This is a genomic window from Streptomyces cyslabdanicus, from assembly GCF_052663305.1.
The window spans coordinates 1-21489 of the sequence record NZ_JBQRUW010000001.1 but is presented as its reverse complement, the minus strand read 5'-3'; the positions used below and the strand labels follow the sequence as shown (position 1 = coordinate 21489).

The following is a 21489-nucleotide window of genomic DNA, read 5'->3' as shown; positions in this document are numbered from 1 at the left end:
TCCTGCACCACCCTTTCACTACTTAACTAGTGAAAGGGTGGTGGTGGAGCGCATGGTCGAGTACCGCATCGACCGGCACAGCGGCGTCGCCACGTACGTGCAGATCGTTCAGCAGACCAAACAGGCCCTGCGCCTCGGACTGCTGTGCCCCGGCGACCGGCTGCCGACCGCCCGCGAGGTGGTCGAGGCCACCGCCATCAATCCCAACACCGTCCTCAAGGCCTACCGCGAACTGGAGCGGGAGGGCCTGGTCGAGGCGCGGCGCGGGCTCGGCACCTTCGTCCGCAAGGCACTGGGCGCCACGCCGGCCGACTCCCCGCTCCGCACAGAGCTGGAGGAGTGGGCCCGGCGCGCCCACGAGGCCGGACTCGAACGGGACGACGTGGCCGCGCTTTTCACCGCCGTACTCGACAAGCAATTCTTGGGAGATCCGTCATGAGCAGCGACACGGCCCTGCGGGCCGACGCTCTGGGGAAACGGTTCGGCCGCCGTGCGGGCTGGGCCCTGCGGGACTGCTCGTTCCGGCTGCCGACCGGGCGCGTGTGCGCCGTCGTCGGGCCGAACGGCGCGGGCAAGTCCACCCTGCTGACCCTGGCCGCCGCCCTGACGGCGCCCACCGAGGGCACGCTGACCGTCCTCGGCACCACCCCGGCCGAGGCCCGCCCCCGGGTCGGTTACGTCGCCCAGGACAAGCCGCTCTACCCCCAGCTCGCCATCGCCGACATCCTGCGCATGGGCGCCGGGCTCAACCCCGGACGCTGGGACGCGGCCGTCGCCGAACGGGTCGTCGCGGGCGGTGACCTGGATCCCGGCGCCCGGATCCGTACTCTGTCCGGCGGTCAGCGCACCCGGGTCGCGCTCGCCCTCGCCCTCGGCAAGCGGCCCGATCTGCTGCTCCTGGACGAGCCGATGGCCGACCTGGACCCGCTGGCCCGGCACGAGCTGATGGGCACGCTGATGGGACAGGCCGCCCAGTACGGCACCACCGTCGTGATGTCCTCGCACGTCGTCGCCGAGCTGGCGGACTCCTGCGACCACCTGCTGCTGGTCGGCGGCGGCCGGGTCCGGCTGGCCGGTGAGATCGACGAGCTGCTCGCCGCCCATCTGCGGATCTCCGGCGCCGCCGCGGACACCGACCTCGGCCCGCACACCGTGGTCGAGTCCCGGATCACCGGCCGCCAGCTCACCGCGCTGATCCGCCCCGCCGGACCGCTCGCCACCGGCTGGCGCGCCACCGCGCCCTCCCTGGAGGAACTGGTCCTCGCCCATCTGCGCAGCCCCGGCGCACCGACCCTGACCGAGGAGCGTGCCGCGTGACCGCCGCGACCCCGACCGCCCCGGCCGCCGACCGGCCCCGACTGACCCGCTGGCTGCTGCGGCTGCACCGCCCGGCGCTCTGCGTCTGGGCCGGCCTGGCGCTCGCCCTGGCCACCCTGCTGCTCGCCCTGGCAGGCCCGCTCGCGGACGCGGCGGCCGAGGGCTGGCGCCAGTACAACGCCTGCGCCATGTCTTCGCGGTGCAGCTACGGCCAGGACGCGATCCTGCGCTACAAGGACTACTACAACTACGCCACCATCGCGCTGAACCTGCTGCCCTTCGCGGTGGCCGCCTGGGCGGGCGCCGCGCTGACCGGCAAGGAGCTGGAGTCCGGCACCGCCCGGCTGGCCTGGACCCAGGCCACCTCCCCGGCCCGCTGGCTGGCGGTACGGCTGACCGTCCCGGCACTCGCCGTCGCCCTCTGCACCGGGCTGCTGGGCTGGCTGCACCACCGCGCCTGGGCCGCGGGCCAGGGCCGGATCGACAGCGCCAAGGAGTGGTACGACCGCTTCACCTTCCACACCAACGGGCCCACCCTCGCCGCACTCGCCCTCGCCGGGCTCGCGGCCGGTGCCCTGGCCGGACTGCTGCTGCGCCGGGCGCTGCCCGCGCTGATCGTGGGCGTGCTGGTCACGGGGGGTGTGCGGGGACTGGCGGAGCTGGCGCTGCCCCATCTGTGGCCCGCGGTCACCCGCACCAGCGCCGTGGACACGTTCCCTGGCGTCGGTCTGGAGGTCGAGCAGGGCATGGTGACCCGGGACGGTGCCCATGTGCCGATGCCGTCGTGCAACACCGCTGCGGAGTGCGACGCGGCGTACCGGGACTTCACTGGCCGCTACAACATCTTCCACCCGCTTTCCCACTTCTGGCCCCTCCAGCTCACCACCACCGCGCTGGTGCTGGCCGTCGCCGGGTTGCTGGCTGCGGGCTGCTTCCTGGCACTGCGCCGGGTGACGGGCCCGCTGCGGCCGGGGCGCACCGCGAAGGCTCGGACGGGCACGGCGAAGGCCCTGAAGACCGCCGTCTGACGCCTCTCCCGGCCGGGGCGCACTACGGTGGAGCCATGTCCGGCAAGCGGCGTGGTGGCCGGGCGTGGACGAACCGGTCCCCTGCGGCGGGCGGGGTCCCGCCCGAGGCCTTTGGTACGTGGGCGGCGCGGGAGTACGAGCGGCTGGCGGAGCGGCATCCGGAGGACCGTGAGGAGCTTCTGCTGGAGGCGGCCGACGCCTGGAGCGAAGCGGACGAGCACGGACGTGCGGTCACCGTCTACGAGCGGCTGCTGGAGCCGGGGAACGGGGCCTGCTCGGAACCGGACCTGGTGGACGCCTTCCGGATCGGTTCGCTGTGGGACGCGGGCCGGGAGACGGACGCCCGCGCCGCGGCAGCCGCGTTCCGTGCGCGCCACCCCCGGCACCCGGCCGCCTGGAACGTCGTCGCCGAGGCCTTCGAGGGCGTGGACCAGCCGGCGGCGGCCGCCGAGTGGTTCACGGCGGGCGTCACCCATGCGCTGGGCGCGGGCGCCCCGGTGACGGCGGACGCCGTGGAGGAGGCCCCGTACGGCTTCGACGTGGAGACCCTGGTCATCGGGCGCCACCGGGTGCGGCGCCTCCTGGGGTTCCCGCACGATGACTGGGACGACGTGGCCGACCAGCTGCACGAGCGGCGTGAGTCCGCCTGGCTGGGCCGGGCACGCCCGCTCGACGAGGTCCATGATCCCGTCCGCCTCAGGCGGCTCAGGGAGGGCGGCGCCGAGGCACTGCACGCCGAGGTCGCGGCGCTGACGGACACCTCGCCCGTGGACCGTACGGACCGGACCGCGCCCGTGGCCCCGCACCGGACCTGTGTCCTCTTCTGGCCGCTGGAGGAGTTCGCGCGGCTGCGCTCACGCAGCCCGGAAGCCGCCGGGGAGTACGGCGACGACCACGCCGGCCACACCCGGCAGGTCGAGCGGACCCTCGGGGAGCTGTCCGAGCGCGGGGTCCCGCACCTGGCGGTCGGCCATGCCACGGTGTCCGGACTCGAGGCCCTCGCGGAACGGATCGACGGATCACCGGATGCCTCGGACACCCTCGCCGAGTACGCGGCCGAACTCGCGCGTACGGGACACACCACCGACTGGCCACCCCCGCGCAACGGACCCTGCTGGTGCGGCTCGACGCGCAAGTACAAGAAGTGCTGCGGAAACCCGGCTCTCACCTGAGGGCGCGGAAGGCCCGGCGAGGCGGGGGGTCGAGAACGAGCGGCACCTGTTGCCCCGGGGTGCGGCGTTCGTCGCGGGAGGCTGGCCGTCTGTAGGAACCCAACAGGAGCCAGGTGGCGCCACTGTCGGTGCCCGAATGCCCGCCGACCTGGTCGGACCGATAGGTTTTCGGTGAAGGCACCTGCCTCGGCAGGGGTTCCAGTCCGCTATCGAAAGGGTGATCCGTTGAGCCGCTCGGTTCTCGTCACCGGAGGCAACCGGGGCATCGGCCTCGCCATCGCCCGTGCGTTCGCCGACGCCGGAGACAAGGTCGCCATCACGTACCGTTCGGGGGAGCCGCCGGCCGCCCTCAAGGAAATGGGCTGCCTCGCCGTCAGGTGCGACATCACCGACCCCGAGCAGGTGGAGCAGGCCTACAAGGAGGTCGAGGCCGAGCACGGCCCCGTCGAGGTCCTCGTCGCCAACGCCGGCGTCACCAAGGACCAGCTCCTGATGCGCATGTCCGAGGAGGACTTCACCTCGGTCCTGGAGACCAACCTCACCGGCACCTTCCGCGTCGTCAAGCGGGCCAACCGCGGCATGCTGCGCGCCAAGAAGGGCCGCGTCGTCCTGATCTCCTCGGTGGTCGGTCTGCTCGGCTCGGCGGGGCAGGCCAACTACGCCGCCTCCAAGGCCGGCCTGGTCGGCTTCGCGCGCTCCCTCGCCCGTGAGCTGGGCTCGCGCAACATCACCTTCAACGTCGTCGCCCCCGGCTTCGTGGACACCGACATGACCCGGGCGCTCTCCGACGAGCAGCGCGAGAACATCATGGGGCAGGTGCCGCTCGGCCGGTACGCGCAGCCCGAGGAGATCGCCGCCGCGGTGCGGTTCCTCGCCTCCGACGACGCCTCGTACATCACTGGAGCCGTCATCCCCGTTGACGGCGGACTGGGAATGGGTCACTGATCACCATGAGCGGAATTCTCGAGGGCAAGCGCGTCCTGATCACGGGTGTGCTCACGGAGGCCTCCATCGCCTTCCACACGGCCAAGCTGGCCCAGGAGCAGGGCGCCGAGGTCATCCTCACCGCCTTCCCGCGGCCGACGCTGACCGAGCGCATCGCCAAGAAGCTGCCCAAGCCCACCAAGGTCATCGAGCTGGACGTCACCAACGACGAGCACCTCGGGCGCCTGGCCGACGTCGTCGGCGAGGAGCTGGGCGGTCTGGACGGCGTCGTCCACTCCATCGGCTTCGCGCCGCAGGACGCGCTCGGCGGCAACTTCCTCAACACGCCGTTCGAGTCCGTGGCCACCGCCATGCACGTCTCGGCGTTCTCGCTGAAGTCGCTGACCATGGCCTGCCTGCCGCTGATGCAGAACGGCGGCTCGGTCGTCGGCCTCACCTTCGACGCGCAGTACGCCTGGCCGCAGTACGACTGGATGGGCCCGGCCAAGGCCGCCCTGGAGGCCACCAGCCGCTACATGGCGCGCGACCTGGGCAAGCAGAACGTCCGCTGCAACCTCATCTCGGCGGGCCCGCTCGGCTCCATGGCCGCCAAGTCCATCCCCGGCTTCAGCGAGCTGGCCTCCGTCTGGGACACCCGTGCTCCGCTGGAGTGGGACCTCAAGGACCCCGAGCCGGCCGGCCGCGGTGTGGTCGCGCTGCTCAGCGACTGGTTCCCGAAGACGACCGGCGAGATCGTCCACGTGGACGGCGGTCTGCACGCCATCGGCGCGTGACGCTGCCGCTGGGGCCCGGCCGGGTCCCAGCGACGTTCGAGGGCCCGCACCCCGAGGGGGTGCGGGCCCTCCGCGTTCCCGCGCGGGCCGTTCGGACGACCGGCCGCTGCGGGAAGGAAGGCGCGCTCGGTCCGGGTCACTCACCCGCGGGCGAGGTGAACCGGCCCGGACGGCACATCAGCGGGTAGGTAGCCGCCGCGGCGGCGGCCGCCTCGCGGTCGCCCGCTCGGATCGCGTCGAGCAGCCGGGCGTGGTCCATGTACGTGTCCGGCGTCAGCTCCGCGCCGATGTCCGCGCGCAGCCAGTCCCGCAGCACCTCGCCCAGATCCGCGTACATCGCGGTCATGACGTCGTTGTGGGCGGCGGCCACCACCGCCAGATGGAAGGTGGCGTCCGCGGTCACGAACGCCTCCGTGTCACCGGACTCCCAGGCCTCCTCGCGGCGCAGCCACTGCGCATGGAGCTGCTTGAGGTCCTTCTCGGTGCGCCGCTCCGCGGCCAGCCCCGCCGCGGTCGACTCCAGCGTGGAGCGCAGCTCGGCGATGTGCTGCGGATCGGCGTCGGCGAACCTGCGGTGCATCACGCCCGCCAGCTCGCTGGTCGCCACGACGTACGTGCCCGAACCCTGGCGGATGTCCAGCAGGCCGTTGTGGGCCAGTGCCCGGACCGCCTCGCGGACGGTGTTGCGGGCGACACCGAGCTGCTCCACCAGCTCCGGTTCTGTCGGGATGCGGGAACCGACCGGCCACTCGCCCGTGGTGATCTGGCCGCGCAGCGCGGCGATGATCTGTTCGGACAGCGCCGACCGGCGCGGCTGGCTCAGAGACATGGCACACCTTCGGACACGGGACCCGGGGGCGGACCCCCGAGCCGTCGACAACCAATCATCCCATCATTCTATGATGGTCCTCATGCCACGCGAGGAAACGACCCGAACGACGACCCCGACCACCGAACGCATCCCGGCCGTGACCACCGGGTCCCCGTCCGTCCCGGAACCGGAACCGCATGGCCGGCGGGCGTCCGGCGCCGCGCGCGTGTGGACCACGCGCCTGGTCGTCGTCGGCCTCGTGCTGTCCGCGCTGAACCTCCGCCCCGCCATCACCAGCCTCGGCGCGCTCCTGGAGGAGGTCCGCCAGGGGCTCGGCATGAGCGGCAGCGTGGCCGGACTGCTCACCTCCGTGCCGCCGCTCTGCTTCGCCGCCTTCGGCGTCATGGCCCCCCGGCTGGCCCGCCGCTTCGGACCGGCCGCGGTGGTGTGCTCGGGCATGCTCGCCATCGCCGCCGGACTGGTGATACGCCCCTACGCGGGCAGCACGGCCGCGTTCCTCGCCGCCAGCGCGCTGGCCCTCATGGGCATCGCCGTCAGCAACATCCTGATGCCGGTCATCGTCAAGCGCTGGTTCCCCGACCGGGTCGGCACCATGACCGGTCTGTACTCGATGGCCCTCGCCCTCGGCACCTCGGCCGCCGCCGCGGTGACCGTGCCGCTGACCGGGGCGCTCGGGGGCAACTGGCGGTCCGGACTGTCGGTGTGGGCCCTGCTCGCAGCGGTGGCGGTGCTGCCGTGGCTGCCGCTGGTACGGGACCGGGGCGCCCGGTCCGCCGCGCGGACGACGGCCCGTACCGGATCCGCGTCCGAGGCGCCGGCCCACGCGCGGGAGGCGCAGGCGCCGCCGCTGCGCATCGCCCGCAGCCGTACCGCCTGGGCCCTGGCCGTCTTCTTCGGGCTCCAGGCGACCGCCGCCTACATCACCATGGGCTGGATGGCCCAGATCTTCCGGGACGCGGGCGTGCCCGCCGGCAAGGCCGGGCTGCTCCTCGCCGTGACGATGGCGATGGGCGTGCCGCTGGCCTTCGTCATCCCGCGCCTGGCCACCCGGCTGCCCCACCAGGGCCCGATCGTGCTGGTGCTCGGGGTCTGCGGCCTGGCCGGCTACGCCGGTCTCTACCTCGCGCCCGCCGCCGGCTCCTGGGCCTGGGCCCTGCTCCTCGGGATCGCCAACTGCGCCTTCCCGCTCGCGCTCACGATGGTCGGCATGCGGGCCAGGACCGGTCAGGGCGTGGCCCAGCTGTCCGCGTTCGCCCAGAGCACCGGCTATCTGATCTCCATCCCGGGTCCGCTCCTGGTGGGCGTGCTGTACCAGAGCAGCGGCGGCTGGGGGCTGCCCATCGCGCTCATGGCCGGCCTGATGGTGCCGCAGATGGTGGTGGGATACGTGGCGGGCCGCAACCGCACGGTGGAGGACGAGGCGACGCGCTGAGGCGGACCCGGAGGCCGCGTTCCGGACGAAGGGTGCGAGACTGGGGCGCATGCAGCCTGTGCTCGACCCGAACCCCAAGAACGGCCAGCGGAAGATGCTGCTCGTCCTCGGCGCGTTCTTCGCCATCTTCGTGATCATCGCCATCGTCGCGACCCTCGCGGCGCCGTGACCCCCGCGCCGCACGTGCGTCCCGTGACGCCCGCGCGTCCGTGAGCCCGGTCCTCAGGGTCGATGGTGGGGTTAACCCCCCATCCCCTAGGGGGTGCGGGTCAGGGGGGAAGTGGGTGGATCACCGGATGGGCCGGGGCGCGCCGGTTCCGTAGCTTCGAGATGTGACCGCGAAGGGCGGTCCGCGGACCTCGGAGACCAGCGGAGGCGATCATGTCGGCCCCTACGCACACCCGGCCCCGCCCGGCGACCACGGGCGCCGGCGTCGACCCCCGGCTGCCGTGGTGGGCCCTGGCGCTGCCCGTGCTGGCCTTCGTCGTGCTGCTCCTCCTCATCCGCAACCCGGCGGACGCGCAGGCGGCCACCGGCGACCCCGCGATCACCCAGCTGCTCCGGCACGCCCGGGAACTGCTCGCCCTCTGACGGCCCCGAGCAGGCGCCGGGACGCCGTCCCCGGACCCGGCCGCGTGCCGTCCGCCCCGCCCAAGAAGTCGCATGTCAACTCCCTGCGCCCCATGGCCTGTTTCATGCGAAGCTGGGACGCATGAGCGTCGCAGAACCCCGCAGGATTGTCCTCTTCCGGCATGCGAAAGCCGACTGGCCGCAGGTGACCGACCACGAACGACCACTCGCCGAGCGGGGCCGCACGGACGCCGCAGTCGCCGGCCGCAGGCTGGCCGACACCGGTGTCCCCTTCGACCTGGCCCTGTGCTCCACCGCGACCCGAACCCGCGAGACCTGGAAGCTCGCCGTCCACGAGTTGCCGCATCGGCCGAAGACCGTCTACGAGGAGCGGGTCTACGACGCCTCGCCCGGCGAGCTGATCACCGTGCTCAACGAGACGCCGGACGATGTGCGGAACCTGGTCCTCATCGGCCACAACCCGGGCATCCGGGGACTGGCCGAGGTGCTGTCCGGCTCGGCCGAGGAGGACGCCCGCGAGCGGATGAGCCGCCGTGGGTTCCCGGCCGCCGCGTTCGCCGTGATGTCCTTCGACGGCTCCTGGAAGGCCCTGGAACCGGGCGTGGCCACCCTGCTCGACTACTGGGCGCCGTCGGAGTAACCCGACGGCGGTGCGGGAGGCGGCCGGCGCGGGCCGCTCAGCCCTCCTCGTGCGCGTCCGCCGCCTCGACCTCTTCGCGGGTGACCCCGAGCAGGTACAGGACCGTGTCGAGGAACGGCACGTTCACGGCCGTGTGCGCCGCCTCCCGCACCACCGGCTTGGCGTTGAAGGCGACCCCGAGACCGGCCGCGTTGAGCATGTCCAGGTCGTTCGCGCCGTCACCGATCGCGACCGTCTGCGACAGCGGAACGCCCGCCTCGGCGGCGAACCGGCGCAGCAGCCGCGCCTTGCCCGGCCGGTCGACGATCTCGCCGGTGACCCGGCCGGTCAGCTTCCCGTCGACGATCTCCAGGGTGTTGGCCTGCGCGAAGTCCAGCCCGAGCCGCTCCTTCAGATCGTCCGTGACCTGGGTGAATCCACCCGAGACGACACCGACCTGGTAACCGAGCCGCTTGAGCGTGCGGATCAGGGTGCGCGCGCCCGGCGTCAGGCGCACCTCGCTGCGCACCTTGTCCACCACGGAGGCATCCAGCCCCTCCAGCAGGGCCACGCGCGCGTGCAGCGACTGCTCGAAGTCCAGCTCGCCGCGCATCGCCGCCGCCGTCACCTCGGCGACCTTGTCCTCGCAGCCGGCGTGGCCGGCGAACAGTTCGATCACCTCGTCCTGGATGAGCGTGGAGTCCACGTCCATGACGACCAGGCGCTGGGCCCGCCGGTGCAGGCCCGCCCCGACTACCGCGACATCGACACCGAGTGCCGCGGCCTCTGTCGCCAGCGCGGTGCGCAGCGGCTCCGTCTCCACGCCGGACACCGCGAACTCCACCGCCGTCACCGGGTACTTGGCCAGCCGGAAGATACGGTCGATGTTGCCGCCGACGCGGGTGATCCGCGCGGCGATCCGGGCCGTCGCCTCGGCGGTGAGCGGGTGGCCGAGAACGGTGACCAGCGAGCGGCCGAGGCCGCGCGGCCGGTTGTCGCCGCGGCCGGAGATGATCTCCGCCTGCATCTTCATCGACTCGGCCCAGCTGTGCACGGTGGCCCGCAGATCGCCCTCAAGACCGGCGGACGGCTGGGTGACGAGCGCGCACAGCACGATCCGGCCACGGGTGACGACCTGCTCGATGTCGACCACGTCGACGGAGTAGGCGGCGAGGGTGTCGAAGAGGCCGGCCGTGATGCCAGGCCTGTCCTTCCCGAAGATCTTGACGAGAAGAGTGGGATCGGCAGAGGTCTGCGAAGCGCTCATGGTGTTTCCACCGTATCCGGCACCCAGTGCCCGCTGCCCCTCAGGTCCGCCTGACGGACAGCGAACAACAGGTGTCCGCCGGATGGCGACCTCGATACCGCCCGGGGCTCACGTCTCCGGAGACCGGGGCGGCGTCGGCGGCATCGGTGGCGGCGGAGGCGCCGTACCGTCGCCCGGCGCTCCCGGCGCTCCCGGCGCTCCCGGCGCTCCCGGCGGCCGAGGGGGACGAGGGGGACGAGTGGGCCCAGGGAGTGGTCCCGGGGGAGGAAGGGGCTGCACAGGACCGACCACCGTGGGCGCCTCGTACACGTCGCCCCCCGAAGCCCCCGATCGCCCCCGCCCACCGCTGCCCGGTCCGCCCGCCCTGCCTGGCTCGGTGGGCTCCGCCCAGCCGGGCTGCCGTCGGCCGTCGGAGGGACGGCCGTCTGCCGGAGTGGCGTGCTGTGGGTCTCGCGATCCGCCCGAAGCTGCCGGCCGGGTCCGCCCACCGCCGGGTCCGCCCGGCTCGGTGGGCTCCGCCCCGCCGGACTTCCCCCGGCCGTCCGGAGGGCGGGCGTCCTGCGGATTACGCAGCTCGTCCGGCAGGCGCAGGTAGGGGTTGGTGTGCGGGTTCGGGGGGCGGTGCGGCGTCTTCGGCGCGTAGGGACTTCCCGGCGCGTGGGCCGCAACCTCTGAGGCGTCCCCTGCCACGACGGCCCTGCCACCCCGTGCCAAGGGCGCCGCACGACGGCCGGCGGCTCCGGTCGCGCTCGCCAGCAGGGCGCCGGCGGCGCCCGCGCCGGCCCCCCACACGGCGCCGAGCAGCAGCGCCGTGCCCAGATGCCCGCGCAGCTCCACACCGGCGCCGAACGCGTCGAAGCCGAGTACGGACAAGGACGCGTCCACCGACACCTCCGCCAGCCACGCGAGCAGCGGCAGCGCCAGCGCGGTGGTGATGCCCAGCCGCAGCGCGCACCGCCCCGCGAAGCCGAGAGCGGCCCGGCGCGGGGCCGCCTCCACCTGTGCCCCCACGGGTATCCGTACCGGTGTCCGCACCGCCGTCAGCACCCCCGCCAGCAGCATCGCCAGCGCCGCCGCGACGCTCAGCAGCCACACCCGGCCGTCCAGGTCGGCCAGCCGGGACAGCGTGACCGGCTGGTCGGAGTGCGCGGTCAGCAGCCTGTCCAGCGGGCCCGGCAGAAGCCCGGTCAGTCCGCCGGTCGCCCTGCCGTCCCAGGGGACGAAGAGGCCGATCGGGAGGCCGAGCCACACCCCGTTGGGAGCGCCGAGCAGTGCCGCACCCGCGATACGCCGGGGATGGTCGTCGCCGACCGCCGCGTACGCGGCCGCCGCGAGCCCCGCCACCACGGCGACGACCAGCACCGTGACGAGCGCCGACACGGCCGGCCGCACCACCCGGTGCACGGCGTCCCAGCCGCGCGGCAGCGGCGTGCGGCGCGAGGCGAGGAGCGCGATCAGCAGGACCCCGGCCGACCAGCCGAGTCCGCCCAGCAGGGTCGGCGCCGCGTCGACCGTGAAGCCGACCGCCGCCTTGGCGTCGACGAGCCCGCCGACGCGGTCGGGCAGGAGCCCACCGATGTCCCCCAGATCACCGAGCCCGGGAATGCTCACGCCGCCGGATCCCGCGCCGCCCGGCAGCCTGCCGAGCCCGAGCGAGCCCCCGTCGATCGTGACGACGTCGTGCCCCGCCCACGCCAGCCCGCCCAGCACCGCCACGAACAGCGCCACCACCGCGCCCGCCCGGGCCAGGAGTTCGGCCGGGGCGATCACAACTCCCGCCGCGCGCAAGGACCGTAGGAAGACCCACGACAGCAGCAGCGCCCCGACCAGGCTCACTCCCAATGGCGTGATCTGGAGGGCGGTGTGCGCCTCGGCGCCCTTCAGACCGAACGCGGACACGTCGCCGGACGGTGTGACCGAACCACCCGCCCCGAGGGCCACCACCGCCGCGGTCATCGTTCCGAGCGAACCCGCCGCGTCGGCCCGCAGCAGATGCAGCCCGAGCGCGGCCGTACCCGCCATGCCGACCAACGCCCAGCTCACGGAGGCGATCGCCGACAGCAGCACGTCGAGCCAGGGCACGCGCGCACCGCGCCTCGCGGTCCCGACGCCCGTGGCAGCGCTCATGGCAGACCCCCCGATCCGCGGCGCGGCCCGGCCGCCGCGCATGTCCCCTCGCCTGAAATACCACTCTGCGGCCGGGTTTCAACCCTGTCGGCGAAAAAGCAGTCGAAGCGGACGTACACACTCTTCACAAGGCCCGGCTTTCGGTCAGCGGGCTGAGCCTGGAATAGTTCCCCACGATGTTCGACATCCCTAGACTCCCCGCGACGGGGGCAATTCGGGGGACAACTCAGTGGGGCTTGGAGTGCCGGAACTCGTACTGGAAACCAATGGACGAACCTGGACGCTCGACCCGTCCAGGTCCTACACCCTGGGACGTGATCCGCAGGGGGACATCGTGTTCGACGACGCCAGGGTCTCCTGGCGTCACGCCACGGTCAGCTTCAACGGCAGCAGTTGGGTCATCGAGGACCACGGCAGCACCAACGGCACGTTCGCGCAGGGCCGGCGGATCCACCAGCTGGAGCTCGGTCCCGGCGCGGCCGTCCATCTCGGCAACGCGACCGACGGGCCGGTGCTGAACCTTCTGGGCGCCGCGGCCCCGGCGGCGACGCCGCAGGCCCAGCCCCAGCAGCAGCCGTACGCGGCCCAGGGCGCGAACCCCGGCTGGGCGCAGCAGCAGGCACCGCAGCAGCCCCCGCAGGCCGACTGGCAGCAGCCGCAGCAGACGCCGTCGATCCCGCAGCAGCAGGGCCCCGGCAGCGGCGCGGGGGCGCCACCGGTCTACGGCGACCGCAGCCCGACGACCTTCCACCAGTTCTCGCTCGGCCGCGTGATGCGCATCGGCCGTGCCCTGGAGAACGACCTGGTCGTCTCCGACCTCCAGGTCTCCCGCAACCACGCGGAGTTCCACGCCACGCCCGACGGCCGTTTCGAGATCAGGGACCTCGGCTCGCACAACGGCACGTACGTCAACGGCCACCCGGTTCCCAAGGGCGGCTCGGTGCAGCTCGGCCCGACCGACATCGTCGGCGTCGGCCACTCGACGTTCCGGATCGTCGGCGACCGGCTGGAGGAGTTCGTCGACACCGGTGAGGTGTCCTTCTCCGCCCGCCACCTGACCGTGACGGTCGACGGCGGCAAGCAGATCCTGCGGGACGTCTCCTTCGGCCTCCCGGAGAAGTCGCTGGTCGGAGTCATCGGCCCGTCCGGTTCCGGCAAGTCGACGCTGCTGAACGCGCTCACCGGCTACCGGCCCGCCAACCAGGGCGAGGTCCTCTACGACCACCGGAACCTCTACAAGCAGTTCGCCGAGCTGCGCCGGCGCATCGGCCTGGTCCCGCAGGACGACATCCTGCACAAGGAGCTGGCCGTCAAGAAGGCTCTGACGTACGCGGCCAAGCTGCGCTTCCCGGCCGACACCACGGCGGCCGAACGCGAGGCCCGCATAGACGAGGTGCTGCGCGAGCTGAAGCTGGACGTCCACAAGGACAAGAAGGTCACCTCCCTCTCGGGCGGCCAGCGCAAGCGCGTCTCGGTGGCCCTGGAGCTGCTCACCAAGCCGTCGCTGATCTTCCTGGACGAGCCGACCTCCGGTCTCGACCCGGGCATGGACCGCGACGTCATGCAGCTGCTGCGGGGACTGGCCGACGACGGCCGCACGGTCCTCGTCGTCACCCACTCGGTGGCCGAACTGGCCCTGTGCGACAAGCTCCTGGTGATGGCGCCGGGCGGCGCCGTGGCCTACTTCGGCCCGCCGGAGGAGGCGCTGAACTTCTTCGGCTACGACACCTGGGCCGATGTGTTCTCCGCCTTCGAGAACTACCGCGACTACGACTGGGCGGGCCGCTGGAAGGGCTCGCAGCACTACCAGATGTACGCCGCGGACGTCGACGCCGTCGAGCCGCAGTCCGTACATGCGCCCCTGCCGCAGGCCGTCAAGCCGCCCAAGCCGCAGGGCTGGGGCTCGCAGCTGATGACCCTGATCCGCCGGTACGTGTCGGTGATCGCCTCCGACAAGGGCTTCCTGGCGCTGTCGGTGATCCTGCCGGCGGTGATCGGCGCGGTCAGCCTGCTCATCGACCACAACCGCGGTCTGCTGGTCAACGAGCAGGTCAACCCTAGGACGGGGCTGCACATCCCGAACGGCACGGCGACCACGGTGCTGTTGATCATCGCGGTCGGCGCCTGCTTCGCGGGCGCCGCGAACTCCGTCCGCGAGCTGATCAAGGAACGGGTCATCTACGAGCGGGAACGCGCCACCGGCCTGTCCCGTTCGGCGTACCTGATGTCCAAGGTCGTCGTGCTCGGCGTGGTCACCATGCTGCAGGGCCTGATGGTCGGCCTGATCGGCTTCTCCAGCCGTGAGATCCCCGACCAGGGCCTGATCCTGGGCAGCGCGACGCTGTTCGAGCTGTGCCTGCCGATCATGGCGCTCGGCTTCGCCTCGATGATGTTCGGCCTGGTCATCTCCTCGCTGGTGAAGACCGCCGAGAAGACCATGCCGCTGCTGGTGATGTTCGCCATCGTCCAGGTCGTGTTCACCGGCTGCCTGTTCACGCTGAACGGCACCATCGGCGTCAACGAGTTCTCGTACCTGATGCCGTCGCGCTGGGCGGTGGCCGCCGCCGGTACCACGCTGGACTTCAACAACATCGCCCCGAACACCGACGACCCGACCAGCACCGACCCGCTGTGGGACCACACGGCCTCCGCCTGGGGCCTCGACATGGTCGCGCTGATCGCGCTCGGTGTCGTGTGCGGCTTCCTGGTGGCGCGCTTCCTGCGCCGCCACGAGCCGGAGGTCATGCGCAAGTAACCGCGCCGCGCCACGGCCGAAGGGCGGCACCCCGCAGTGGGGTGCCGCCCTTCGGCATGCTGGTCACAGGGGCCGCGCCGGCCTCAGTACGCGCTGTTGACGTGGTCGATGGAACCGTACCGGTGCGCCGCGTAGTTGGCGGCGGCGGTGATGTTGGCGACCGGGTCGTAGATGTTCTGGGACGTGCCGGGCACGTGGTACGCGTTGAAGGTCGGGGGGATGACCTGGAGCAGGCCCTTGGACGGGATGCCGTTGCGGGCGTTGATGTCCCAGTTGTTGATGGCGTTCGGGTTGCCCGAGGACTCCCGCATGATGTTGCGGTGCAGGCCGCTGTAGGAACCGGGGATGTTGTGCTGCTTCATGACGGCGAGCGCCTGCCGGATCCAGCCGTCCAGGTTGTTGCCGTAGCTGGTGTGCGCGGCGACCATCTGCATGTGCGGGCGGTGGGCGGACCGGTTCGCGGCCTGCTTGGCCGCGTGGGCGGCCTTGGCCCGCTGGGCCGCCTTGGCCTTGTGCAGGGCGGCGGTCACGGCCTGCTGCTTCACGACGGCCTGCCGCTTGGCCGCGATGGCCTGGACCTTCACGCTGTCGCCTGCGAGCTGGTCGGTGACGCTGGCCTTGACGCCCTTGATCGGCTGGGCGCCGAGCTGCACCGGGGCGGCTGCGACGCTGCTCGTCGGCTCGGCATGGCTGGGCGCGGCCGAGAAGGCCACGGCGGCCGCACCGAGGACGGAGACGCCGGCGACGGCGATCCTGCGGGGCTGGGCCAGGGCGCGACTGTGACGACGGAAGTTTGCGGGCATGGCGAAATAGACCTCTTCGAGTAGCTCGGAGGTCGCTCTCCGGACTGCGGGAGGGGGTCCGTCCCACACAAACGCCGCGATCGGAAAACCCGCGGCGTTGAGCGACGAGAGCAATTCTTAGCTGCCGCAAAATCCGCTGGCAAAGGTGTGACGTACGAAGCCGGATAGTGGAGCGGAACGGACAAAACGGGACAGATTGGATCGTCTTTCCCGTTCGAAGTGGGCCCCTGTGTCTCCTATGTCCGTTCGTACGTGACCTGTGCCCTATGGGGGCCCTCACATCGGGAGAGGGGCTTTCTCACCCTTGGTTGCCGCTGCAACGCTCTGGGTGAGTGGGTCGTCCGGCCGGAGCGGTGAGCGTCGCCGCCCCCGACCGGGCCGCCGGACCTAGGTCCAGCGACCGGGGCGCGGCCGTCACAGGGCCGATCCGGTCCGCCACCCCCCGCCGGTACCGTGAGGACATGAGTCAAGGCCCCAGGTCCGGCCTCGCCGCGGTGAGTTCCGCGCTGCTGGCCATGAGCAGGCACCTCGAGGTGCGCGACGTCCTGAAGACGATCGTCGCCTCGGCCCGCGAACTGCTCGACGCGCAGTACGCCGCCCTTGGCGTACCGGACGACCACGGCGGCTTCGCCCAGTTCGTGGTCGACGGGGTCAGCGAGGAGCAGTGGCGGGCCATCGGCCCGCTCCCGCGCCAGCACGGCATCCTCGCCGCGATGCTGCACGAGGCCCGGGCCGAGCGCCTCGCGGACCTGCGCGAGGACCCGCGCTTCGAGGGCTGGCCCGCCGCCCACCCGGAGATGTCCGACTTCATCGGCCTGCCGATCCGCGACGGCGACGAGGTCATCGGCGCACTGTTCCTGGCGAACAAGAACTGCGAGAGGCCCCAGGGCGGCTGCGGCTTCACCGAGGAGGACGAGGAACTGCTCGCCATCCTCGCCCAGCACGCCGCGATCGCCCTCACCAACGCCCGCCTCTACGAACGCAGCCGCGAGCTGACCATCGCCGAGGAGCGCTCGCGCCTCGCCCACGAGCTGCACGACGCGGTCAGCCAGAAACTGTTCTCCCTGCGCCTGACCGCCCAGGCCGCCACCGCCCTCGTCGACCGCGACCCGGCACGCGCGAAGGGCGAGCTGCAGCAGGTGGCCGCGCTCGCCGCCGAGGCCGTCGACGAACTGCGCGCCGCCGTCGTGGAGCTGCGCCCCGCCGCCCTCGACGAGGACGGCCTGGTCGCCACCCTCCGCAACCAGATCCAGGTCCTCGACCGCGCCCACAGCGCGCGCGTCACCTTCACCACCCGCGGCATCCGCGCCCTGCCGGCCGCGCAGGAGGAGGCCATGCTGCGCGTCGCCCAGGAAGCCCTGCACAACGCGCTGCGCCACGCGTGGGCGGACCACGTCGACGTCGCCCTGGACCGCCGCGGCTGCGGTGCCGTCCTGCGGATCACCGACGACGGGGCCGGCTTCGACCCGAAGGCGGTGCGCCGCGCGGGCCGCCACCTCGGCCTGGTCTCCATGCGGGACCGGGCGAGCGGGGTCGGCGGACGGCTGACGGTGGAGTCGGCGCCCGGCAAGGGCACCGCGATCGAGATGGAGGTCCCCGGTGGCTGACGCAATCAAGGTGCTGCTCGTCGACGACCACCAGGTGGTCCGCCGCGGCCTGCGCACCTTCCTGGAGGTGCAGGACGACATCGAGGTCGTCGGCGAGGCCGCGGACGGCGCCGAGGGCGTCGCCCGCGCCGAGGAACTGAGGCCCGACGTCGTCCTCATGGACGTCAAGATGCCCGTCATGGACGGCGTCGAGGCGCTGCGCCGGCTCCGCGAACTCGACAACCCCGCGCGCGTGCTGATCGTCACCAGCTTCACCGAACAGCGCACGGTGGTCCCGGCCCTGCGGGCGGGCGCCGCCGGATACGTCTACAAGGACGTGGACCCCGACGCGCTCGCCGGCGCCATCCGCTCGGTGCACGCCGGGCACATCCTCCTCCAGCCGGAGGTCGCGGGCGCCCTGCTGTCCCAGGAGGAGAGCAGCTCGGGCCAGGGCCGGGGAACGTCGCTGACGGAGCGGGAGCGTGAGGTGCTCGGCCTGATAGCGGACGGCCGCTCGAACCGCGAGATCGCCCGGGCCCTGGTGCTCTCCGAGAAGACCGTCAAGACCCATGTGTCGAACATCCTGATGAAGCTCGACCTGGCGGACCGCACCCAGGCCGCGCTGTGGGCGGTACGCCACGGCCTGAGCGGCTGACCGGACCTGCCCGGGCTCGGGTCCGCGCTCGCCCGGGCTCGTCGGGGGCAGTGCGGAGGGCGGCCCGGAGAGCAGCCCGGAGGGTCCCACTCCGGACTGAGGTTCATACCGTCGTGGGAATGTCCCCCGGACGGCGCAACCTCCGTGCGGGCCGCCCGTTCTCCAGTGCGTGCCGCGACCGGAGGCCTCCCGGCTCCCCCCGGGAGGCCGCCGGTCGCTCCGCGGGCAGCCCGACGCCTCTCACGCCGCCCGTCACCGCGCCCCCTTCTCCCGCTCCTCCAGCACCGAGTTGTACGCCGCGACCTGCGCCCGCCGAGCCGTCCGCTCCACCGGCCGCAGCGCGGCCCCCCGCGCCGCCATCTCGGACGCGCTCACCGCGCCCCCGTGGCCGTTCTCGTACGCCAGCGAGATCAGCAACCCCACCCGCCGCGCCAGCTCCAGCACCCGCACCGCCCGCGCCGGATACCCCGGCGCCAGCACCTCCGGGCCCCGCTCGGCCCGCGCCCGGTACACGTCGATCGCCGCCTCGGCCACCGGCCCCGAACCGGCCACGTCCAGCCGCGACAGCACCGAGGTCGCCTCCCGCAGCGCCTCCGCCAGCTCCCGCTCGGCCTCGCCCAGCGACGGCACGTCGGCCGGCGGCGCCTCTCGCACGGGCAGCACGTGCCACAGCACCTCCGCGTGCACATCGCCCTGGGGTCCCGCCTCGTGCACCTCGGGCACCAGCCCGAAGGCGGCCCCGTGACAGAGCACCGCCTCCCCGGCCTCCAGCGCCCGCGCGTTGAACTCCGGCGGCCCGCTCAGCCCCAGCGGATGCCCCGGCGCGGGCAGCGCCACCAGCAGCGTGCCCACCCCGATCCCGCGCAGCCGCCCCAGCGCCAGCGTGAGCCCCACCGGCCCCGGCTCCCCGGGCAGCCCCACCACCCGGTGGACCGCGTCGTCCCCGACGATGGCGAGCACGGCGTCGTCCGGCGAGACAAGTCCGGACAAGAGGGAGTTTCCCCAAGCGGCGAGGCGTCCAGAGCGCGGTTCCGAGAGCATGCTCCCACCCTAAGGACCGGACCGATGGAACGGGCCGCCCGGCTCGTGGCGTAGATTCGGTGAGGGCTGCGCCCACCGGCGCGGCGGACCCAGCCACAGGCGTACGCGACAGCCGAGACCGGCGGCACACTGCAAGGGGAGACAACGCGCTCATGAGCGATGTTCTGGAGCTTCAGGACGTATCCGTGGTCCGTGAGGGCCGGGCTCTCGTGGACCAGGTCTCCTGGTCGGTCAAGGAGGGTGAGCGCTGGGTCATCCTCGGCCCCAACGGCGCCGGCAAGACCACCCTGCTCAACGTCGCCTCCACCTACCTCTTCCCGAGCAGCGGCACCGCCACCGTCCTCGGCGAGACCCTCGGCAGGCCCGGCACCGACGTCTTCGAGCTGCGCCCCCGCGTCGGCGTGGCCGGCATCGCCCTGGCCGAGAAGCTCCCCAAGAGCCAGACCGTGCTCCAGACCGTGCTGACCGCCGCCTACGGCATGACCGCCGCCTGGCAGGAGGAGTACGAGGACATCGACGAGCAGCGCGCCCGCGCCTTCCTCGACCGCCTCGGCATGAGCGAATACCTGGACCGCAAGTTCGGCACCCTCTCCGAGGGCGAGCGCAAGCGCACCCTGATCGCCCGCGCCCTGATGACCGACCCCGAGCTGCTCCTGCTCGACGAGCCCGCCGCCGGCCTCGACCTCGGCGGCCGCGAGGACCTGGTCCGCCGCCTCGGCCGGCTCGCCCGGGACCCGATCGCCCCCTCGATGATCATGGTCACCCACCATGTCGAGGAGATCGCCCCCGGCTTCACCCACGTTCTGATGATCCGCCAGGGCAAGGTCCTCGCCGCCGGCCCGCTGGAGCTCGAACTCACCTCCCGCAACCTCTCCTTGTGCTTCGGCCTCCCGCTTGTCGTCGAACAGGCCGGTGACCGCTGGACCGCCAAGGGACTGCCGCTGTCCTGAACCCGTCCCGCACCCTGTCCGCCGTCACCGTCCGCGGCCTAACATGACCATGTGAACAACATCGACGCATGGGTGTGGTGGCTGGTCGGCGCGGCGGCGCTCGGAATCCCGCTCGTGGTGACCGCGATGCCGGAGTTCGGCATGTTCGCGGTGGGCGCGGTGGTCGCCGCGGTGGTCGCGGGCTTCGGCTTCGGTGTCGTCGTCCAGGTGCTCACCTTCGTCGTCGTCTCGGTCGCCCTCATCGCCGTCGTCCGGCCCATCGCGGCCCGGCACGGCAAGCAGCGTCCCGAACTGGCCACAGGAGTGGACGCGTTGAAGGGCAAGCAGGCCGTCGTGCTGGAACGCGTCGACGGCGCCGGCGGCCGTATCAAGCTCGCCGGGGAGATCTGGTCGGCCCGCGCGCTCGACACGGACCACGTCTACGAAGCCGGCGAACAGGTCGACGTCGTGGACATCGAGGGCGCCACCGCCGTCGTCATGTGACCTCGCACCAAAGACAACTACGCAAGTGGACGGAACCGGCCACGAGTTGGGCAACGGTCTGTCAGACTCGACCAGCAAGATCTTCGACAACCGTAAGATCTTCCGAAAGAGCCGAGGCGGAGAAGGGTACGGGCAGCAACGATGGCACCGGTCATCATCGTCCTGATCATTCTGGTGGTGTTGGTCTTCATCGCCCTGATCAAGACGATCCAGGTCATCCCACAGGCGAGCGCCGCCATCGTCGAGCGCTTCGGCCGCTACACACGGACACTGAACGCGGGCCTCAACATCGTCGTCCCGTTCATCGACACCATCCGCAACCGCATCGACCTGCGCGAACAGGTCGTCCCGTTCCCACCGCAGCCGGTGATCACCCAGGACAACCTGGTCGTGAACATCGACACGGTCATCTACTACCAGGTGACCGACGCCCGCGCCGCCACCTACGAGGTCGCCAGCTACATCCAGGCCATCGAGCAGCTCACGGTCACCACCCTGCGCAACATCATCGGTGGCATGGACCTGGAGCGCACCCTGACCTCCCGTGAGGAGATCAACGCGGCCCTGCGCGGCGTCCTCGACGAGGCCACCGGCAAGTGGGGCATCCGCGTCAACCGCGTCGAGCTGAAGGCCATCGAACCGCCCACCTCCATCCAGGACTCGATGGAGAAGCAGATGCGCGCCGACCGTGACAAGCGCGCCGCGATCCTCCAGGCCGAAGGTGTCCGGCAGTCCGAGATCCTGCGCGCCGAGGGTGAGAAGCAGTCCGCGATTCTGCGCGCCGAAGGTGAGGCCAAGGCCGCCGCCCTGCGCGCCGAGGGCGAGGCCCAGGCCATCCGTACGGTCTTCGAGTCCATCCACGCCGGAGACCCGGACCAGAAGCTGCTCTCCTACCAGTACCTCCAGATGCTCCCGAAGATCGCCGAGGGCGACGCCAACAAGCTCTGGATCGTGCCCAGCGAGATCGGCGACGCCCTCAAGGGCCTGTCCGGAGCCATCGGCGGCTTCGGCTCCATCGGCGGCGCCCCGGGCGGCGGCAACGCCCCCGCGGCCACCGAGCGCCGCGAGAAGCCGTCCATCGACTGACCCGCCAGTCCGCCATGGCAGTGGGGG

General features: G+C 72.3%; 21 protein-coding genes. 16 read left to right on the top strand and 5 right to left on the bottom strand.

The annotated features are described in order from the left end of the window. The first annotated feature begins 52 nt into the window (after window positions 1-52). The 6 genes from ACTYVM_RS00105 (at window position 53) to fabI (ending at window position 5235) form a co-directional block, all read left to right on the top strand. Complete coding sequence (locus ACTYVM_RS00105; RefSeq protein WP_445523899.1) at window positions 53-439, top strand: GntR family transcriptional regulator; 387 nt, start codon at window positions 53-55, stop codon at window positions 437-439. Then, entirely contained in the window at window positions 436-1317 is an 882-nt protein-coding gene (locus ACTYVM_RS00100) for an ABC transporter ATP-binding protein (RefSeq protein WP_445523898.1), read from the top strand. The genes ACTYVM_RS00105 and ACTYVM_RS00100 overlap by 4 nt, the downstream gene beginning before the upstream one ends. Then, complete coding sequence (locus tag ACTYVM_RS00095; RefSeq protein ID WP_445523897.1) at window positions 1314-2345, top strand: ABC-2 membrane transporter-related protein; 1032 nt, start codon at window positions 1314-1316, stop codon at window positions 2343-2345. The genes ACTYVM_RS00100 and ACTYVM_RS00095 overlap by 4 nt, the downstream gene beginning before the upstream one ends. Before the next feature lie 35 nt (window positions 2346-2380). Beyond that, window positions 2381-3517, top strand: a complete 1137-nt coding sequence (locus ACTYVM_RS00090) for an SEC-C metal-binding domain-containing protein (RefSeq protein WP_445523896.1) — start codon at window positions 2381-2383, stop codon at window positions 3515-3517. A 225-nt stretch (window positions 3518-3742) separates the two neighbouring features. Next, window positions 3743-4462, top strand: coding sequence for a 3-oxoacyl-[acyl-carrier-protein] reductase (gene fabG, locus ACTYVM_RS00085; RefSeq protein WP_445523895.1), 720 nt, complete (start codon window positions 3743-3745; stop codon window positions 4460-4462). Between the two features lie 5 nt (window positions 4463-4467). Further along, a complete protein-coding gene (fabI, locus tag ACTYVM_RS00080) occupies window positions 4468-5235 on the top strand; it encodes an enoyl-ACP reductase FabI (RefSeq protein WP_400026508.1) in 768 nt (255 codons plus the stop codon). A gap of 136 nt (window positions 5236-5371) precedes the next feature. Here fabI and ACTYVM_RS00075 read toward each other — a convergent pair whose 3' ends face one another. After that, complete coding sequence (locus ACTYVM_RS00075; protein WP_445523894.1) at window positions 5372-6064, bottom strand: FadR/GntR family transcriptional regulator; 693 nt, start codon at window positions 6062-6064, stop codon at window positions 5372-5374. An 82-nt stretch (window positions 6065-6146) separates the two neighbouring features. Between ACTYVM_RS00075 and ACTYVM_RS00070 the strand changes: the two genes are divergently transcribed. From ACTYVM_RS00070 to ACTYVM_RS00055, 4 genes are all read left to right on the top strand, one after another. Next, window positions 6147-7499, top strand: a complete 1353-nt coding sequence (locus ACTYVM_RS00070; protein ID WP_445523893.1) for a CynX/NimT family MFS transporter — start codon at window positions 6147-6149, stop codon at window positions 7497-7499. Between the two features lie 49 nt (window positions 7500-7548). Next, window positions 7549-7668 carry an SGM_5486 family transporter-associated protein gene (locus ACTYVM_RS00065; protein WP_400026512.1) on the top strand — a complete coding sequence of 40 codons (120 nt, stop codon included), beginning with the start codon at window positions 7549-7551 and terminating at the stop codon, window positions 7666-7668. A gap of 212 nt (window positions 7669-7880) precedes the next feature. Continuing rightward, complete coding sequence (locus ACTYVM_RS00060; protein ID WP_400026514.1) at window positions 7881-8090, top strand: hypothetical protein; 210 nt, start codon at window positions 7881-7883, stop codon at window positions 8088-8090. 121 nt (window positions 8091-8211) lie between these two features. Next, window positions 8212-8730: a SixA phosphatase family protein gene (locus ACTYVM_RS00055; protein ID WP_445523892.1), complete on the top strand. Its 519-nt coding sequence runs from the start codon at window positions 8212-8214 to the stop codon at window positions 8728-8730. Window positions 8731-8767: 37 nt separating this feature from the next. Here the strand turns inward: ACTYVM_RS00055 and serB are convergent, their stop codons facing one another. Continuing rightward, the gene (gene serB / locus ACTYVM_RS00050; RefSeq protein ID WP_445523891.1) at window positions 8768-9976 is read right to left on the bottom strand and encodes a phosphoserine phosphatase SerB; all 1209 of its coding nucleotides are present in this window, start codon (window positions 9974-9976) and stop codon (window positions 8768-8770) included. Between the two features lie 108 nt (window positions 9977-10084). Further along, window positions 10085-12103: a streptophobe family protein gene (locus tag ACTYVM_RS00045; protein ID WP_445523890.1), complete on the bottom strand. Its 2019-nt coding sequence runs from the start codon at window positions 12101-12103 to the stop codon at window positions 10085-10087. Between the two features lie 241 nt (window positions 12104-12344). Here ACTYVM_RS00045 and ACTYVM_RS00040 point away from each other — a divergent pair, with 241 nt between their 5' ends. Next, window positions 12345-14858, top strand: coding sequence for an ABC transporter ATP-binding protein/permease (locus tag ACTYVM_RS00040; protein ID WP_445523889.1), 2514 nt, complete (start codon window positions 12345-12347; stop codon window positions 14856-14858). 83 nt (window positions 14859-14941) lie between these two features. Here the strand turns inward: ACTYVM_RS00040 and ACTYVM_RS00035 are convergent, their stop codons facing one another. After that, window positions 14942-15661, bottom strand: coding sequence for a transglycosylase SLT domain-containing protein (locus ACTYVM_RS00035; protein WP_445523888.1), 720 nt, complete (start codon window positions 15659-15661; stop codon window positions 14942-14944). Window positions 15662-16122: 461 nt separating this feature from the next. Between ACTYVM_RS00035 and ACTYVM_RS00030 the strand changes: the two genes are divergently transcribed. Both ACTYVM_RS00030 and ACTYVM_RS00025 read left to right on the top strand, forming a co-directional pair. Next, on the top strand, window positions 16123-17268 hold the full coding sequence (locus ACTYVM_RS00030; RefSeq protein WP_445523887.1) for a GAF domain-containing sensor histidine kinase: 1146 nt from the start codon (window positions 16123-16125) through the stop codon (window positions 17266-17268). Continuing rightward, entirely contained in the window at window positions 17261-17902 is a 642-nt protein-coding gene (locus ACTYVM_RS00025) for a response regulator (protein WP_400026527.1), read from the top strand. Before ACTYVM_RS00030 ends, ACTYVM_RS00025 begins: the two co-directional genes overlap by 8 nt. A 252-nt stretch (window positions 17903-18154) precedes the next feature. Here ACTYVM_RS00025 and ACTYVM_RS00020 read toward each other — a convergent pair whose 3' ends face one another. Next, entirely contained in the window at window positions 18155-18943 is a 789-nt protein-coding gene (locus ACTYVM_RS00020) for an Rv1486c family protein (protein WP_445523886.1), read from the bottom strand. A 152-nt stretch (window positions 18944-19095) separates the two neighbouring features. Here ACTYVM_RS00020 and ACTYVM_RS00015 point away from each other — a divergent pair, with 152 nt between their 5' ends. From ACTYVM_RS00015 to ACTYVM_RS00005, 3 genes are all read left to right on the top strand, one after another. Continuing rightward, a complete protein-coding gene (locus tag ACTYVM_RS00015) occupies window positions 19096-19893 on the top strand; it encodes an ABC transporter ATP-binding protein (RefSeq protein ID WP_400026531.1) in 798 nt (265 codons plus the stop codon). Between the two features lie 51 nt (window positions 19894-19944). Next, window positions 19945-20376, top strand: coding sequence for an NfeD family protein (locus ACTYVM_RS00010; protein ID WP_400026533.1), 432 nt, complete (start codon window positions 19945-19947; stop codon window positions 20374-20376). 141 nt (window positions 20377-20517) lie between these two features. Continuing rightward, complete coding sequence (locus ACTYVM_RS00005; RefSeq protein WP_445523885.1) at window positions 20518-21462, top strand: SPFH domain-containing protein; 945 nt, start codon at window positions 20518-20520, stop codon at window positions 21460-21462. The last annotated feature ends 27 nt before the right edge of the window (window positions 21463-21489 follow it).

What these genes read in the sequence shown, in the direction of transcription:
- ACTYVM_RS00105 (WP_445523899.1), top strand. Translation starts at nt 53, where the DNA reads ATGGTCGAGTACCGCATCGACCGGCACAGCGGCGTCGCCACGTACGTG.
- ACTYVM_RS00100 (WP_445523898.1), top strand. Translation starts at nt 436, where the DNA reads ATGAGCAGCGACACGGCCCTGCGGGCCGACGCTCTGGGGAAACGGTTC.
- ACTYVM_RS00090 (WP_445523896.1), top strand. Translation starts at nt 2,381, where the DNA reads ATGTCCGGCAAGCGGCGTGGTGGCCGGGCGTGGACGAACCGGTCCCCT.
- fabI (WP_400026508.1), top strand. Translation starts at nt 4,468, where the DNA reads ATGAGCGGAATTCTCGAGGGCAAGCGCGTCCTGATCACGGGTGTGCTC.
- ACTYVM_RS00075 (WP_445523894.1), bottom strand. Translation starts at nt 6,064, where the DNA reads ATGTCTCTGAGCCAGCCGCGCCGGTCGGCGCTGTCCGAACAGATCATC.
- ACTYVM_RS00070 (WP_445523893.1), top strand. Translation starts at nt 6,147, where the DNA reads ATGCCACGCGAGGAAACGACCCGAACGACGACCCCGACCACCGAACGC.
- ACTYVM_RS00065 (WP_400026512.1), top strand. Translation starts at nt 7,549, where the DNA reads ATGCAGCCTGTGCTCGACCCGAACCCCAAGAACGGCCAGCGGAAGATG.
- ACTYVM_RS00060 (WP_400026514.1), top strand. Translation starts at nt 7,881, where the DNA reads ATGTCGGCCCCTACGCACACCCGGCCCCGCCCGGCGACCACGGGCGCC.
- ACTYVM_RS00055 (WP_445523892.1), top strand. Translation starts at nt 8,212, where the DNA reads ATGAGCGTCGCAGAACCCCGCAGGATTGTCCTCTTCCGGCATGCGAAA.
- serB (WP_445523891.1), bottom strand. Translation starts at nt 9,976, where the DNA reads ATGAGCGCTTCGCAGACCTCTGCCGATCCCACTCTTCTCGTCAAGATC.
- ACTYVM_RS00045 (WP_445523890.1), bottom strand. Translation starts at nt 12,103, where the DNA reads ATGAGCGCTGCCACGGGCGTCGGGACCGCGAGGCGCGGTGCGCGCGTG.
- ACTYVM_RS00035 (WP_445523888.1), bottom strand. Translation starts at nt 15,661, where the DNA reads ATGCCCGCAAACTTCCGTCGTCACAGTCGCGCCCTGGCCCAGCCCCGC.
- ACTYVM_RS00030 (WP_445523887.1), top strand. Translation starts at nt 16,123, where the DNA reads ATGAGTCAAGGCCCCAGGTCCGGCCTCGCCGCGGTGAGTTCCGCGCTG.
- ACTYVM_RS00020 (WP_445523886.1), bottom strand. Translation starts at nt 18,943, where the DNA reads ATGCTCTCGGAACCGCGCTCTGGACGCCTCGCCGCTTGGGGAAACTCC.
- ACTYVM_RS00015 (WP_400026531.1), top strand. Translation starts at nt 19,096, where the DNA reads ATGAGCGATGTTCTGGAGCTTCAGGACGTATCCGTGGTCCGTGAGGGC.
- ACTYVM_RS00005 (WP_445523885.1), top strand. Translation starts at nt 20,518, where the DNA reads ATGGCACCGGTCATCATCGTCCTGATCATTCTGGTGGTGTTGGTCTTC.